Source organism: Streptomyces sp. NPDC000229 (genome assembly GCF_040300825.1).
Classification (GTDB): domain Bacteria; phylum Actinomycetota; class Actinomycetes; order Streptomycetales; family Streptomycetaceae; genus Streptomyces.
On the sequence record NZ_JBEPEL010000003.1, the window covers coordinates 148001 to 161710 of the forward strand.

Sequence of the window (13710 nt, forward strand, 5' to 3'; positions counted from 1 at the left end):
CCATCACGGGCAGAACGCCGGAAGGAAACGTTCCGGGCGGCGTGTCAGCACTCGATGATGTTGACCGCCAGGCCGCCGCGCGCGGTCTCCTTGTACTTCACGCTCATGTCGGCGCCCGTCTCCTTCATGGTCTTGATGACCTTGTCCAGGGAGACCTTGTGGCTGCCGTCGCCACGCATCGCCATGCGCGCCGCCGTGACCGCCTTGACCGCCGCCATGCCGTTGCGCTCGATGCACGGGATCTGGACCAGGCCGCCCACCGGGTCGCAGGTCAGGCCGAGGTTGTGCTCCATGCCGATCTCGGCGGCGTTCTCCACCTGTTCGGGGCTGCCGCCCAGCACCTCGGCGAGCGCGCCCGCCGCCATCGAGCAGGCCGAGCCGACCTCGCCCTGGCAGCCGACCTCTGCGCCGGAGATGGAGGCGTTCTCCTTGAAGAGCATGCCGATCGCGCCCGCGGCGAGCAGGAAGCGGACCACACCCTCCTCGTCCGCGCCGGGCACGAAGTTCATGTAGTAGTGCAGGACCGCCGGGATGATGCCGGCGGCACCGTTCGTCGGGGCCGTGACGACCCGGCCGCCCGCGGCGTTCTCCTCGTTCACGGCCATCGCGTAGAGCGTGATCCACTCCATGGCCAGCGCCTGCGAGTCGCCCTCGGAGCGCAGCTTGCGCGCGGTGTTCGCGGCGCGGCGGCGGACCTTCAGGCCGCCCGGCAGGATGCCCTCCCGGGACATGCCGCGGTCCACGCACGCCTGCATGACGCGCCAGATCTCCAGCAGACCCTCGCGGATCTCCTGCTCCGTGCGCCAGGCCTTCTCGTTCTCCAGCATCAGCGCGGAGATCGACAGGCCGGTCTCCTTGGTGAGCCGCAGCAGCTCGTCACCGGTGCGGAAGGGGTACTTCAGCACGGTGTCGTCGGGGACGATCGGGTTCTCGCCCTGGACGGCGGCCTCGTCGACGACGAACCCGCCGCCGACCGAGTAGTACGTCTTCTCCAGCAGGGTGGCGCCGTCGGAGTCGTACGCCCACAGGGTCATGCCGTTGGCGTGGTACGGCAGCGCCTTGCGGCGGTGCAGGACCAGGTCCTCGTCGAAGTCGAAGCCGATCTCGTGGGCGCCCAGCAGGTTGATGCGCTTGTCCGCCTTGATCCGCTCGACCTGCTCGTCGGCGGTCTCGACGTCGACCGTGCGGGGCGAGTTGCCCTCCAGACCCAGCAGGACGGCCTTGGGGGTGCCGTGGCCGTGGCCGGTCGCGCCCAGCGAGCCGTACAGCTCCGCGCGTATCGAGGCGGTCGGGGCCAGCAGGCCCTCGTTCTTCAGGCGTCGGGCGAACATCCGGGCGGCGCGCATGGGGCCCACCGTGTGGGAGCTGGACGGGCCGATGCCGATCGAGAACAGGTCGAAGACCGAGATGGCCACGGGGAACTCCTTGGTTGGTAGACGTCGCTGTCTGCCGGGGTGGTGCAGGGGCGCAACGGGTGGTGCTCGGGTGGGACGGGTGACGGGGCAAGAGATGGGGCACCGCACTCACTGTCCAGTGTGCGCGGTGCCCCGCAGATCAGTCTGTTACGTACGTAACGCCGTAAGGGCTACAGACCAGGGTAAAGCGGGTGCTTCGCGGCGAGGGCCGACACCCGGGTCTTGAGTGCGTCCGCGTCGTACGACGGCTTCAGCGCCTCGGCGATGATGTCGGCGACCTCGGTGAAGTCCTCGGCCTGGAAGCCACGGGTGGCCAGGGCCGGGGTACCGATCCGCAGGCCCGAGGTGACCATCGGGGGCCGCGGGTCGTTCGGGATCGCGTTGCGGTTGACGGTGATGCCGACCTCGTGGAGCCGGTCCTCGGCCTGCTGGCCGTCCAGCTCGCTGTTGCGCAGGTCGACCAGGACCAGGTGCACGTCGGTGCCGCCGGTCAGGACCGACACGCCGTGCTCCGTGACGTCCGGCTGGATCAGGCGCTCGGCCAGGATGCGGGCGCCGTCCAGGGTGCGCTGCTGGCGCTCCTTGAAGTCCTCGGTCGCGGCGACCTTGAACGCCACGGCCTTGGCGGCGATCACATGCTCCAGCGGGCCGCCCTGCTGGCCGGGGAAGACCGCGGAGTTGATCTTCTTGGCGAGCTCGGCGGTGGACAGGATCACGCCACCGCGCGGGCCGCCCAGCGTCTTGTGGGTGGTGGTGGTGACCACGTGGGCGTGCGGCACCGGGTTGGGGTGCAGACCGGCGGCGACCAGGCCCGCGAAGTGGGCCATGTCGACCATCAGGTACGCGCCGACCTCGTCCGCGATGCGGCGGAAGGCGGCGAAGTCCAGCTGGCGGGGGTAGGCGGACCAGCCGGCGACGATCAGCTTCGGCTTGGACTCCTTGGCCAGGCGCTCGACCTCGGCCATGTCGACCTGACCGGTCGCGTCGTCGACGTGGTACGCGACGACGTTGTAGAGCTTGCCGGAGAAGTTGATCTTCATGCCGTGGGTCAGGTGACCACCGTGGGCCAGGTTCAGACCCATGATCGTGTCGCCCGGCTTCAGCAGCGCGAACATCGCGGCGGCGTTGGCCTGGGCACCCGAGTGCGGCTGGACGTTGGCGTGCTCGGCACCGAAGAGGGCCTTGATGCGGTCGATGGCGATCTGCTCGACGACATCGACGTGCTCACAGCCGCCGTAGTAGCGGCGTCCGGGGTAGCCCTCGGCGTACTTGTTGGTCAGGACGGAGCCCTGGGCCTCCATGACCGCGACCGGAGCGAAGTTCTCCGAGGCGATCATCTCGAGGGTGGACTGCTGACGGTGGAGCTCGGCGTCGACGGCGGCGGCGACGTCCGGGTCCAGCTCGTGGAGAGGGGTGTTCAGAAGCGACATCGGGGAGGGGTCCTTAGCTGCCGGAGAACTCGGTGTACTCGTCGGCGGAGAGCAGGTCCTTCGGCTCCTCCGCGACGCGTACCTTGAACAGCCAGCCGCCCTCGAACGGGGCGGTGTTCACCAGCGAGGGGTCGTCGACGACGTCCTGGTTGGCCTCGACGACCTCGCCGGTCACCGGGGAGTACAGGTCGCTGACGGACTTGGTCGACTCCAGCTCACCGCAGGTCTCGCCCGCGGTGACCGTGTCGCCGACCTCAGGGAGCTGGACGTACACCACGTCGCCGAGCGCGTTCGCCGCGTGCTCCGTGATGCCGACCGTCGACACGCCGTCCTCGGCGGTCGACAGCCACTCGTGCTCCTTGCTGTAGCGCAGCTGCTGGGGGTTGCTCATGACTGGAATTCTCCTGTACGCGGGGGAGTGCTGGTGAACGGGGGAGTGGTGCGGGTGGTCACTTCTGGCGCTTGTAGAAGGGCAGCGCCACGACCTCGTACGGCTCATGGGTACCGCGGATGTCGACCCCGACCCCCTCGGTGCCCGGCGCGGCGTGCGCCGCGTCCACGTACGCCATGGCGATCGGCTTGCCGAGCGTCGGCGACGGGGCGCCCGAGGTGACCTCACCGATCACCGTGCCGCCGGCGACCACGGCCATCCCGGCGCGCGGCACACGGCGGCCCTGGGCGATCAGGCCGACCAGCTTGCGCGGCGGGGCGATCTGGGCCCGCTCGGCGGCGGCGGCCAGGGCCTCGCGGCCCACGAAGTCGCCCTCCTTCTCGAACTTGACCACGCGGCCCAGGCCCGCGTCGAACGGGGTCAGGGACGTCGTCAGCTCGTGCCCGTACAGCGGCATGCCCGCCTCCAGGCGCAGCGTGTCGCGGCAGGACAGCCCGCACGGGATCAGGCCGACCGGGGCGCCCGCCTCGGTCAGCGCCTGCCACAGCTTCTCGGCGTGCTGCGGCTCGACGAACAGCTCGAACCCGTCCTCCCCCGTGTAGCCGGTGCGGGCGATCAGCGCGGGGACGCCCGCGACGGTGCCCGGCAGGCCCGCGTAGTACTTCAGCCCGTCGAGATCGGCGTCGGTGAGCGACTTCAGGATGCCGGGGGACTCCGGGCCCTGCACGGCGAGCAGCGCGTACGCGTCGCGGTCGTCGCGTACGGCGGCGTCGAACCCGGCGGCGCGGGCGGTCAGCGCGTCCAGCACGGTCTGCGCGTTGGAGGCGTTGGCGACCACCATGTACTCCTGCTCCTGGAGCCGGTACACGATCAGGTCGTCGAGGATGCCGCCGTCCTCCTGGCAGATCATCGTGTAGCGGGCGCGGCCGACCCCGACGCTGCCGATGTTGCCGACGAGCGCGTAGTTCAGGAGGTCCGCTGCCTGCGGCCCGGTGACGGTGATCTCACCCATGTGGGAGAGGTCGAAGAGTCCGGCCTTCGTACGGACGGCGTTGTGCTCGTCGCGCTCGCTCCCGTACCGCAGCGGCATGTCCCAGCCCGCGAAGTCGGTCATGGTCGCGCCCAGCGCACGATGCACGGCATCGAGGGCGGTAAGGCGGGGTGCAGTGCTCATGGATGTGGCTCCCAGGGCATGGCTCGAAGACGATCCTCCCCATCTGTCATCGGAACCTGAGAGGTTCACCGTGACCGTACGGGGACGGCCTTCGGCTTGCACCTTGGGTGGAGCCGCCGTGGCGGCCCGCTTTTCAGATCTGCCTCATCCACGCGGTACGGGGCCTGAGAGATTCAAGGGAGGAACTTGCTCCTTCGGCGCCCGGGTGGGACCCGGGACTCTCCCGCGCGGATTCAAGCGGCCGGTATGCGGTTGTGAACGCACGAGTGTGCGTCGGCGCGCACATCATTGCATGCGGGTCCTCCTCGGCAAATCGCTTGTGGCTTATTACCCTTTCTTTACACTTCTTGGGCAAGGGTCGGGACAAGCCGACCCAGCAGGGGGAGTAGCGATGACGTTGCAGCGGACCGGGGCGTACGCGACGACCACCGGCGTGCCCGGGCAGCCGGGCCTGCCCGCCCGGGGGCGGGCGGCGGCCGGGGCGCCCGCCCTGCCGGTCGTGCGCGACCTGCGGGACCGGGGCGGGCGCGGCCCCCGGGCGCTGGCCTTCGCGGCCGGTGACCTGGTGGTCGTCTCGGGCCTGCCGGGCAGCGGCAAGTCGACCCTGATCGCCCGGGCGGCCCAGGGGCGCGGCATCGACTCGCAGGACGCCCGGGAGCGCTGGGAGCAGCGGGTGCCCGGAATCCTGCCGTACGGGATCTACCGCCCCCTCGTCCGGCTCGCGCACTACGCGGGGCTGCGGCGGGCGCTGCGCTCCGGTGAGAGCGTCGTCGTCCACGACTGCGGCACGCAGGCCTGGGTGCGCCGCTGGCTGGCCCGGGAGGCCCGGCGGCGCGGCACGGCCCTGCACCTGATCCTGCTCGACGTCCCGCCCGGCACGGCCCGCGAGGGGCAGCGCGAGCGGGGCCGCGGTGTGTCGGGGTACGCCTTCGGGCGGCACCGCAGGGCGGTGGGGCGGCTGGTGCGGGACGCGGAGCGGGGCGTCGTGCCGCGTGGGTGCGCGTCCGCCGTGCTGCTGGACCGGCCGGCGGCGTCCGCGCTGGCCCGGATCGCGTTCGGCTGACCCGGGCGGCGGGGCCCGCGTTAGGGTGCTGCGGGCAGCGAAGGCACGCGCGGGAAGGACCAGGAACACCAGTGGACACTGCATGGCCGGGCAATGAGCTCGAAGAGGTGCTCGCCGCCTCCCTCGGCAACCCCGCGGCCGGAGGCCGCCTCGTCGAGGTGCTGGGCCGCAGCCACGTCTGGGTGCCCCTGCCCAACGGCGGCGCCCCCGACAGCCCGAACCTGGACCTGCCGACCCTGGAGATCGAAGGGCAGGCATACGTCCCCGTCTTCAGCTCCCAGCAGCAGTTCACCCAGTGCGTCGGCGCACACATGGCCTACGCCGTCGCCCCGGCCGTCGAGTTCGCGCGCGGGCTGCCGCCGCAGCTCGGCATCGCCGTGAACCCGGGCGGTGCCGTCGGCGCCCCGCTGCCCCCGCCCGCCGTCGCCGAGCTGTGCCGGACCGGGCGCACCCCCCTGGACGGGCCCGCGAGCGGCGCCCGGGTGCGGCTGTTCGAGCCGGACTGGCAGGAGGACCCGGTCGACTTCCTGTCCGCCGCGGCCGCCGAGTTCGACGCCACGCTCACCGTTCTGACGGCCCGCCGCTGCCTCGCGAGCATCGAGGGCGGCAGCCCGACCCTTTTCATCGGCGTCCAGCTCTCCTCCTGGGAGGGCGCCGACCGTAACGTACCGATGGACGCACTCGGCCGGGCGCTGGGCCGGATCCAGGTGCCGTGGCCGGTCAACATGGTCCTGCTCGACATCGCGCAGGACCCGGTGGGCGACTGGATGCTGGAGAAGGTACGGCCCTTCTACCAGCGCGGGCACGCATAAGCTGGTCGGGTGGACGGAAGAGGGGCGGGACCCAGGGTGAGTGCGTCAGGCACCGCGGCGGCCGGAGCGGCGGCCGGGCACGCGGCAGAGCGGGTCGAGCACATGCTGAGCCAGGTGACGCCCGGGCGCTACGACACCTACGAGGCGCTCCTGCACGCCCTCGCCGAAGGCCGGCTGTGGATGCTGCTCTGGCACGGCCAGGCCGGCTCGCCCGACGCCCAGTACGGCAACATGGAGGTCGACGGCCTCGGGTACGCCCCGTGCGTGACCTCCGCCCAGGAGCTCGCCGTCTCCGGCTGGAACCGCGCCCACGAGGTCATCGGCGGCCGTGACATCGCCCGCGCCCTCTACCCCGACCGCTGGGGCATCTGGCTCAATCCGCACGCTCCGGGCGGCGGTGTCGGCATCCCCTGGCCCGACCTGCGCCGGATCGCCACCGGACTCGACCGGATGCCCGCCGGGCCGCTGAAGCTGTCCGAACCGGGCATCCAACTGCCGCAGTTCTACGCCCTGCTCACCCAGAACGCCCACCGCACCCCCGCCGTCCGCTCGCTGCGCCGCGCCTGGGTCCAGCCCGCTCTCGGCACCCCGTACCTCGCCATCGGCCTGGACCTGTACGACACCGGGCAGGCGTCCGTCGACGCGGTGCGCGCGATGATGCAGCAGTCCATCGCCGCCGTCCCGGACGGCTTGCCCGTCTCCACGGTCGCGATGTCCGACGAGTACGACCCGGTGACCATGTGGATGCGGGCCAACGCCCGCCCCTTCTACGACCGCGAGGCCCACGCCACCGCGCCCGTCGTGCCCGGTACGGGGTACGGATACCCGCCCCGCGGCTGACGCTCCCGCTTGTCCGTTTCGATGGAATAGCGGCCGAGTTGGTCCGCTGAGGCGATCACCTCGTCCGGATAACGGAAGCCGACAACCCGCATCACGGTTGCGCAAACATTCACCGTGAGGTCTGGCGGGTGATCGTGAACCCATTGAAGACTCCCCCCAACCAGGGGTGGTCGCACATGCGTGCAGCGCATTCGCGCATCCCCTGAACGGACCGCGCCGCAGACCCGGGCGGTCCGTCGAGCACTGTCGGCGACCGTCGGCACGGGCGAGCACGAGGGACGATGACCGCACCCATTGAGACCACCGGATCACAGGCCGAGGCGGCGCCTGAGGCCGTACTTGAAGGCGTCAAGTCCAAGCAGATCGAAGGTCGTTCACTCGGTCAGATCGCCTGGACCCGCTTCAAGCGGGACAAGATGGCGGTCACCGGCGGAGTGGTCGTCATTCTGCTCATTCTGATCGCTCTGCTGTCCCGGCCGCTCCAGTCGCTGCTGGGCCTCGACCCGAACGCCTTCCAGCAGGACCTGGTCGATCCCAACACCTCCCTCCCCAAGGGCGGATTCGGCGGGATGAGCTGGGACCACCCGCTGGGCGTCGACCCGAAGTTCGGCCGTGACATCCTCGCCCGCATCCTGGAGGGATCCTGGGTCTCGCTGGTCGTCGCCTTCGGCGCGACGATCCTGTCCAACGTCATCGGTGTGGTGCTCGGTCTGATCGCCGGGTACTACGGCGGCCGGGTGGACACCGTCATCAGCCGGCTCATGGACACGTTCCTCGCCTTCCCGCTGCTGCTGTTCGCCATCGCCATCTCGGCGACCCTCCAGGGCGGCGCCTTCGGCCTGGAGGGCCTGCCGCTGCACATCAGCGTGCTGATCTTCGTGATCGGGTTCTTCAACTGGCCCTACATGGCCCGTATCGTGCGCGGCCAGACCCTGGCCCTGCGGGAACGGGAGTTCATCGACGCCTCGCGCGGGATGGGGGCCAGGGGCCCGTACATCCTCTTCCGCGAGCTGCTGCCGAACCTCGTGGGGCCGATCACCGTCTACGCGACACTGCTCATTCCGACCAACATCATCTTCGAGGCGTCGCTGAGCTTCCTCGGTGTCGGAATCCAGCCACCGCAGGCCTCATGGGGCGGCATGCTGAGGGAGGCGGTCACCTTCTTCGAGGTTGATCCGCAGTTCATGCTCGTCCCCGGCCTCGCGATCTTCATCACCGTACTGGCCTTCAACCTGCTCGGTGATGGCCTTCGGGACGCTCTCGACCCGCGCAGCCGCTGACGTCTGCCACGTCATCCAAGGCGGCCGCACCACCGGTCCGGGACCGTACCGACAAGTTTCCGAAAACAAAGGGGAGTTCGACGAAAATGCGAAGGTCAGCAGTGGCCGCGATCGCGGTCGTCAGCAGTGCCAGCCTGCTCCTCGCGGGCTGCAGCAAGGCGGATGACGGCGACTCGAGTGCCAAGGGCAATGCCAAGGCGAACGCCGCGACGACCGGTGTCGTCAACGCCTCGGACAAGAAGGGCGGCACGGTCACCTACGCGATGGCCGACGCCCCCGAGTCGTTCGACCCGGGCAACACGTACTACTCGTTCCTCTACAACTTCAGCCGGCTGTACGCGCGTCCGCTGACGACCTTCAAGCCGGGCCCCGGCGAGAAGGGCAACGAGCTCGTCCCCGACCTCGCCGAGGGCATGGGCACGCCCAGCGACGGCGGCAAGACCTGGACGTACAAGATCCGCAAGGGCGTCAAGTACAGCGACGGCACGCCGGTCACGGCCAAGGACGTCAAGTACGCCGTCGAGCGCTCCAACTTCGCGCGTGACGTGCTCTCCAACGGCCCGAACTACTTCCAGCAGCTCCTCGACGACCCCACCAAGTACAAGGGTCCGTACAAGGACAAGAGCGACAAGGGTCTCGCGTCCATCCAGACGCCCGACGACCACACCATCGTCTTCAAGCTCAAGAGGCCGTTCGCGGACTTCGACTACCTGGTCAGCGCCCCGCAGACCGCCCCGGTGCCGAAGGCCAAGGACAAGGGCTCGGACTACACCAAGTCCGTCGTCTCCTCGGGCTCGTACAAGTTCGAGACGTATGAGGACGGCAAGCAGGTCGTCCTCGTCCGCAACGAGCACTGGGACGCCAAGACCGACCCGCTGCGCAAGCAGTACCCGGACAAGATCGTCCTGAACCTCAAGGTCAACCAGGCCACCATCGACAAGGACCTGATGTCCGGCGACATCATCGCCGACCTCAAGGGCGGCGGTGTCGACGCCCAGACGCAGGCGCAGATCCTGGCCAAGGAAGACCTCAAGGCCAACACGGACAACACCTACGGTGGCCGGCTCGTCTACACGGCGATCAACACCAAGGTGAAGCCGTTCGACAACGTCGAGTGCCGCAAGGCCGTGCAGTACGCCATCGACAAGGTCTCCGTCCAGACCTCGATGGGCGGCCCCATCCGCGGTGACATCGCCAGCACCGTGATGCCGAACGACCTCCCCGGCCACGAGAAGTTCGACCTGTACCCCAGCGAGGGCAACAAGGGTGACGCCGCCAAGGCCAAGCAGCACCTGAAGGCCTGCGGCCAGGAGAAGATCTCCACCTTCATCTCCGCGCGAAGCGACCGCCAGACCGAGGTCGACGCCGCCACCGCCGTCGTCGCGTCGCTGAAGAAGGTCGGCATCGACGCCAAGATCAAGCAGTACCCGTCGTCGAAGTACTTCTCCGACTACGCCGGTGTCCCGTCCTTCACCAAGAAGGAGAACATCGGCCTGATCATGATGCAGTGGGGTGCCGACTGGCCGACCGGCTACGGCTTCCTCCAGCAGATCGTCCACGGCAAGGCCATCGGTCAGTCCGGAAACACCAACCTCTCCGAGCTGAACGACCCGGCGATCAACAAGCTGCTGGACGACGCCATCGCCAACACGGACGAGAACGCGCGCAACGCGGCGTACGTCCAGGTCGACAAGAAGGTCATGGAGCAGGCGGCCATCGTCCCGCTGTCGTACTTCAAGGTCCTGAACTACCGCTCGCCCCACGGCACCAACATGACCGCCTCCGCGGCCTGGAGCGGTCAGTACGACTACCTCAACATCGGCACCACGAAGAAGTAGCCCCGGAAGGCAGGTGAAGGCATTGGTGCCCGCGGGCCTCCGCGTTCAGCGCGACGCGGCCCGCGGGCACCGGCGCCGGTCCCCGTGATCTCGTACATCATCCGCCGGCTGATCGCGGCAGTGATCCTGCTGCTGGTCGTCACGGCGGTCACCTTCGGCATCTTCTTCATCCTGCCGAAGCTGGCCGGACAGACCGCCGATCAGCTCGCCCAGCAGTACATCGGCAAGAACCCCACGCCCGAGGACATCGAAGCGGTCAAGCGGAACCTTGGCCTCGACGAACCGGTCTACCTCCAGTACTGGGACTTCATCAAGGGGATCGTCACCGGCGCCACCTACGAGCGGGGCCCCAGCACCGTCCGGTGCGACATGCCCTGCTTCGGCTACTCCTTCAAGACCAACCTGGAGGTCTGGCCGCAGCTCGTCGACCGGCTTCCGATCACCATCTCGCTCGCCATCGGCGCCGCCGTGCTGTGGCTGGTGTCCGGCATCGTCGTCGGCGTCATCTCGGCGCTCAAGCCCGGCTCGTTCTTCGACCGGGCCGCCATGGGCGGCGCGCTCGCCGGCGTCTCGCTGCCGATCTTCTTCACCGCCCAGCTGTTCCTGCTGCTCTTCAGCTACAAGCTGGAGATCTTCGGCCGGACGTACGTCCCGTTCACCGAGAACCCCTCGCAGTGGGCCAACACCCTTTTCCTGCCGTGGTGTTCGCTCGCCCTGCTGTACGCGGCGATCTACGCCCGCCTCACCCGCTCCGGGATGCTGGAGGCGATGAGCGAGGACTTCATCCGCACCGCCCGCGCCAAGGGCATGCGCGAACGGCGGGTCGTCGCCAAGCACGGTCTGCGGGCCGCGCTCACCCCGATCGTCACCGTCTTCGGCATGGACATCGGCCTGCTGCTCGGCGGCGCCGTGATCACCGAGTCGGTGTACTCGCTGCACGGCATCGGCGAGTACGCGGTCCAGTCGATCGTCGCCAACGACCTGCCGCCGATCCTCGGCGTCACTCTGCTCGCGGCGTTCTTCGTCGTCTTCCTCAACCTCGTGGTTGACCTTCTGTACGCCGTCGTCGACCCGCGCGTGAGGGTGTCATGACCGAACTGTCCAAGACCGGCGCCGTGGTGGAGGACCGCCCCGGCACCTCGGAACCGCGCGCCTTCCTCGACGTACGCGACCTCAAGGTCCACTTCCCGACCGACGACGGCCTGGTCAAGTCCGTCGACGGGCTCTCCTTCCAGCTGGAGAAGGGCAAGACCCTCGGTGTCGTCGGCGAGTCCGGCTCCGGCAAGTCCGTCACCTCGCTCGCCATCATGGGCCTGCACCGGCTCGGCGCGCGCGGCAAGAACGTACGGATGAGCGGTGAGATCTGGCTCGACGGCAAGGAGCTGGTGAACGCCGACCCGGACGAGGTGCGGCGGCTGCGCGGCCGCGAGATGGCGATGATCTTCCAGGACCCGCTGTCCGCGATGCACCCGTACTACACGGTCGGCAACCAGATCGTTGAGGCGTACCGCATCCACAACAAGGTGACCAAGAAGGTCGCCCGCACCCGGGCCATCGAGCTGCTGGACCGGGTCGGCATCCCCGAGCCCGGCAAGCGCGTGGACGCCTACCCGCACGAGTTCTCGGGCGGTATGCGCCAGCGCGCGATGATCGCCATGGCGCTGGTCAACAACCCCGAGCTGCTGATCGCCGACGAGCCGACGACCGCGCTGGACGTCACCGTCCAGGCGCAGATCCTCGACCTCATCCGGGACCTGCAGAAGGAGTTCGGCTCGGCGGTCGTCATCATCACGCACGACCTCGGAGTGGTGGCCGAGATCGCCGACGACATCCTGGTGATGTACGGCGGCCGGTGCGTGGAGCGCGGCCCGGTCGACAAGATCTTCTACGAGCCGCAGCACCCCTACACCTGGGGCCTGCTCGGCTCGATGCCCCGCATCGACCGGGAGCAGACCGACCGGCTCATCCCGGTCAAGGGCCAGCCGCCGTCCCTCATCAACGTACCGAGCGGCTGCGCCTTCAACCCGCGCTGCCCGTACGCGGATGTGCCCAAGGGCGGGATCACCCGCACCGAGCGCCCGGAACTGCGTGAAGTGGGCTCCGGCCACTTCTCCGCCTGTCACATGGACCAGGCGGAGCGCACGCGGATCTGGACCGAAGAGATTGCGCCGAAGCTGTGACCGACACCAAAGCGACGTCCGAGCCCCTCCTCAAGGTCGAGGGCCTGGTCAAACACTTCCCCATCAAGAAGGGCCTGCTCCAGCGGAAGGTCGGCGCCGTGAAGGCGGTCGACGGCATCGACTTCGAGGTGCGCCGCGGGGAGACCCTCGGCGTGGTCGGCGAGTCCGGCTGCGGCAAGTCCACGATGGGCCGGCTGATCACCCGGTTGCTGGAGCCCAGCGGCGGCAAGGTCGAGTTCGACGGCACCGACATCACGCACCTCAGCACCGGCGGGATGCGGCCGCTGCGGCGCGACATCCAGATGATCTTCCAGGACCCGTACGGTTCGCTGAACCCGCGGCACACCATCGGCTCGATCGTCTCCGCGCCGTTCCGCCTCCAGGGCGTCGAGCCGGAGGGCGGGGTGAAGAAGGAGGTCCAGGCCCTCCTGGAGCGGGTGGGCCTGAGCCCCGAGCACTACAACCGCTACCCGCACGAGTTCTCGGGCGGCCAGCGCCAGCGCATCGGCATCGCGCGGGCTCTCGCCCTGAAGCCGCGGCTCGTCGTCGCCGACGAGCCGGTCTCCGCGCTGGACGTGTCCATCCAGGCGCAGGTGGTGAACCTGCTGGACGACCTCCAGGACGAGCTGGGCCTGACGTACGTGATCATCGCGCACGACCTGTCGGTCATCCGGCACGTCTCGGACCGGATCGCGGTGATGTACCTGGGCAAGATCGTGGAGCTGGCGGACCGCACGTCGCTGTACGAGGCGCCGATGCACCCCTACACCAAGGCCCTGATGTCGGCGGTCCCGGTACCGGATCCGAGGCGGCGGGGCGCCAAGAGCGAGCGGATCCTGCTGAAGGGCGATGTGCCGTCGCCGATCTCCCCGCCGAGCGGGTGCCGGTTCCACACGCGCTGCTGGAAGGCCACGCAGGTCTGCACGACCCAGGAGCCCCCGCTGCTGGAGCTGGCCCCGGGCCGGCGCGTGGCGTGCCACCACCCCGAGAACGCCCCGGACCAGGTGCCGGGCGACGCGGCCCTGGCCTCGGCGGGCGAGGCGATCGAGATCGTGCCGGTGACCCCGAAGGCCGCGGAGACGGAGCCTGCCGCCGAGGACTCGGCGGCCGAGGCGCCCTCGCTGGTGAAGGCCCCGGCCGGGGACGCCGCGGAGTCGGAGAAGGCGGCCGAGCCGGAGCCGGCGGGTGGGGAGCCGGAGTCGGCGGCCGAGCCGGAGTCGGCGGCCGAGCCGGAGTCGGCGGGTAAGGACGGCCCGCCGGAGGGCGGGCCGGTGAAGAAGCCGTAGT

At 69.5% G+C, this 13710-nt stretch carries 12 protein-coding genes and 1 riboswitch; of the genes, 8 read left to right on the forward strand and 4 right to left on the reverse strand.

What is annotated here, in order from left to right:
• Window positions 1-44 precede the first annotated feature (44 nt).
• From ABT360_RS03225 to gcvT, 4 genes are all read right to left on the reverse strand, one after another.
• Complete coding sequence (locus ABT360_RS03225; RefSeq protein WP_351809840.1) at window positions 45-1415, reverse strand: L-serine ammonia-lyase; 1371 nt, start codon at window positions 1413-1415, stop codon at window positions 45-47.
• A gap of 170 nt (window positions 1416-1585) precedes the next feature.
• Window positions 1586-2845, reverse strand: a complete 1260-nt coding sequence (gene glyA, locus ABT360_RS03230; protein ID WP_351809843.1) for a serine hydroxymethyltransferase — start codon at window positions 2843-2845, stop codon at window positions 1586-1588.
• Between the two features lie 13 nt (window positions 2846-2858).
• Complete coding sequence (gene gcvH / locus ABT360_RS03235) at window positions 2859-3236, reverse strand: glycine cleavage system protein GcvH (protein ID WP_351809846.1); 378 nt, start codon at window positions 3234-3236, stop codon at window positions 2859-2861.
• A gap of 58 nt (window positions 3237-3294) precedes the next feature.
• Complete coding sequence (gcvT, locus tag ABT360_RS03240; RefSeq protein WP_351809849.1) at window positions 3295-4410, reverse strand: glycine cleavage system aminomethyltransferase GcvT; 1116 nt, start codon at window positions 4408-4410, stop codon at window positions 3295-3297.
• 143 nt (window positions 4411-4553) lie between these two features.
• A riboswitch (glycine riboswitch) is annotated at window positions 4554-4646 on the reverse strand.
• A 155-nt stretch (window positions 4647-4801) separates the two neighbouring features.
• Between gcvT and ABT360_RS03245 the strand changes: the two genes are divergently transcribed.
• From ABT360_RS03245 to ABT360_RS03280, 8 genes are all read left to right on the forward strand, one after another.
• Window positions 4802-5473: an AAA family ATPase gene (locus tag ABT360_RS03245; protein ID WP_351809852.1), complete on the forward strand. Its 672-nt coding sequence runs from the start codon at window positions 4802-4804 to the stop codon at window positions 5471-5473.
• 71 nt (window positions 5474-5544) lie between these two features.
• A complete protein-coding gene (locus tag ABT360_RS03250; RefSeq protein WP_351809855.1) occupies window positions 5545-6285 on the forward strand; it encodes an enhanced serine sensitivity protein SseB in 741 nt (246 codons plus the stop codon).
• A gap of 36 nt (window positions 6286-6321) precedes the next feature.
• Window positions 6322-7125 (forward strand): enhanced serine sensitivity protein SseB C-terminal domain-containing protein, encoded by an 804-nt coding sequence (locus ABT360_RS03255; RefSeq protein WP_351809858.1) that lies wholly within the window; start codon window positions 6322-6324, stop codon window positions 7123-7125.
• A gap of 281 nt (window positions 7126-7406) precedes the next feature.
• Complete coding sequence (locus ABT360_RS03260; RefSeq protein ID WP_351809861.1) at window positions 7407-8405, forward strand: ABC transporter permease; 999 nt, start codon at window positions 7407-7409, stop codon at window positions 8403-8405.
• 86 nt (window positions 8406-8491) lie between these two features.
• Entirely contained in the window at window positions 8492-10243 is a 1752-nt protein-coding gene (locus ABT360_RS03265) for an ABC transporter substrate-binding protein (RefSeq protein ID WP_351809864.1), read from the forward strand.
• An 84-nt stretch (window positions 10244-10327) separates the two neighbouring features.
• Window positions 10328-11335, forward strand: a complete 1008-nt coding sequence (locus ABT360_RS03270; RefSeq protein WP_351809867.1) for an ABC transporter permease — start codon at window positions 10328-10330, stop codon at window positions 11333-11335.
• Complete coding sequence (locus ABT360_RS03275) at window positions 11332-12423, forward strand: ABC transporter ATP-binding protein (RefSeq protein ID WP_351809870.1); 1092 nt, start codon at window positions 11332-11334, stop codon at window positions 12421-12423. Before ABT360_RS03270 ends, ABT360_RS03275 begins: the two co-directional genes overlap by 4 nt.
• The gene (locus tag ABT360_RS03280; RefSeq protein WP_351809873.1) at window positions 12420-13709 is read left to right on the forward strand and encodes an ABC transporter ATP-binding protein; all 1290 of its coding nucleotides are present in this window, start codon (window positions 12420-12422) and stop codon (window positions 13707-13709) included. The genes ABT360_RS03275 and ABT360_RS03280 overlap by 4 nt, the downstream gene beginning before the upstream one ends.
• Window position 13710: the final 1 nt, after the last annotated feature.

Bases quoted from the DNA above. Each gene is read 5' to 3' on its own strand.
- glyA (WP_351809843.1), bottom strand. From the start codon at position 2,845: ATGTCGCTTCTGAACACCCCTCTCCACGAGCTGGACCCGGACGTCGCC.
- gcvH (WP_351809846.1), bottom strand. From the start codon at position 3,236: ATGAGCAACCCCCAGCAGCTGCGCTACAGCAAGGAGCACGAGTGGCTG.
- gcvT (WP_351809849.1), bottom strand. From the start codon at position 4,410: ATGAGCACTGCACCCCGCCTTACCGCCCTCGATGCCGTGCATCGTGCG.
- ABT360_RS03245 (WP_351809852.1), top strand. From the start codon at position 4,802: ATGACGTTGCAGCGGACCGGGGCGTACGCGACGACCACCGGCGTGCCC.
- ABT360_RS03260 (WP_351809861.1), top strand. From the start codon at position 7,407: ATGACCGCACCCATTGAGACCACCGGATCACAGGCCGAGGCGGCGCCT.
- ABT360_RS03265 (WP_351809864.1), top strand. From the start codon at position 8,492: ATGCGAAGGTCAGCAGTGGCCGCGATCGCGGTCGTCAGCAGTGCCAGC.
- ABT360_RS03275 (WP_351809870.1), top strand. From the start codon at position 11,332: ATGACCGAACTGTCCAAGACCGGCGCCGTGGTGGAGGACCGCCCCGGC.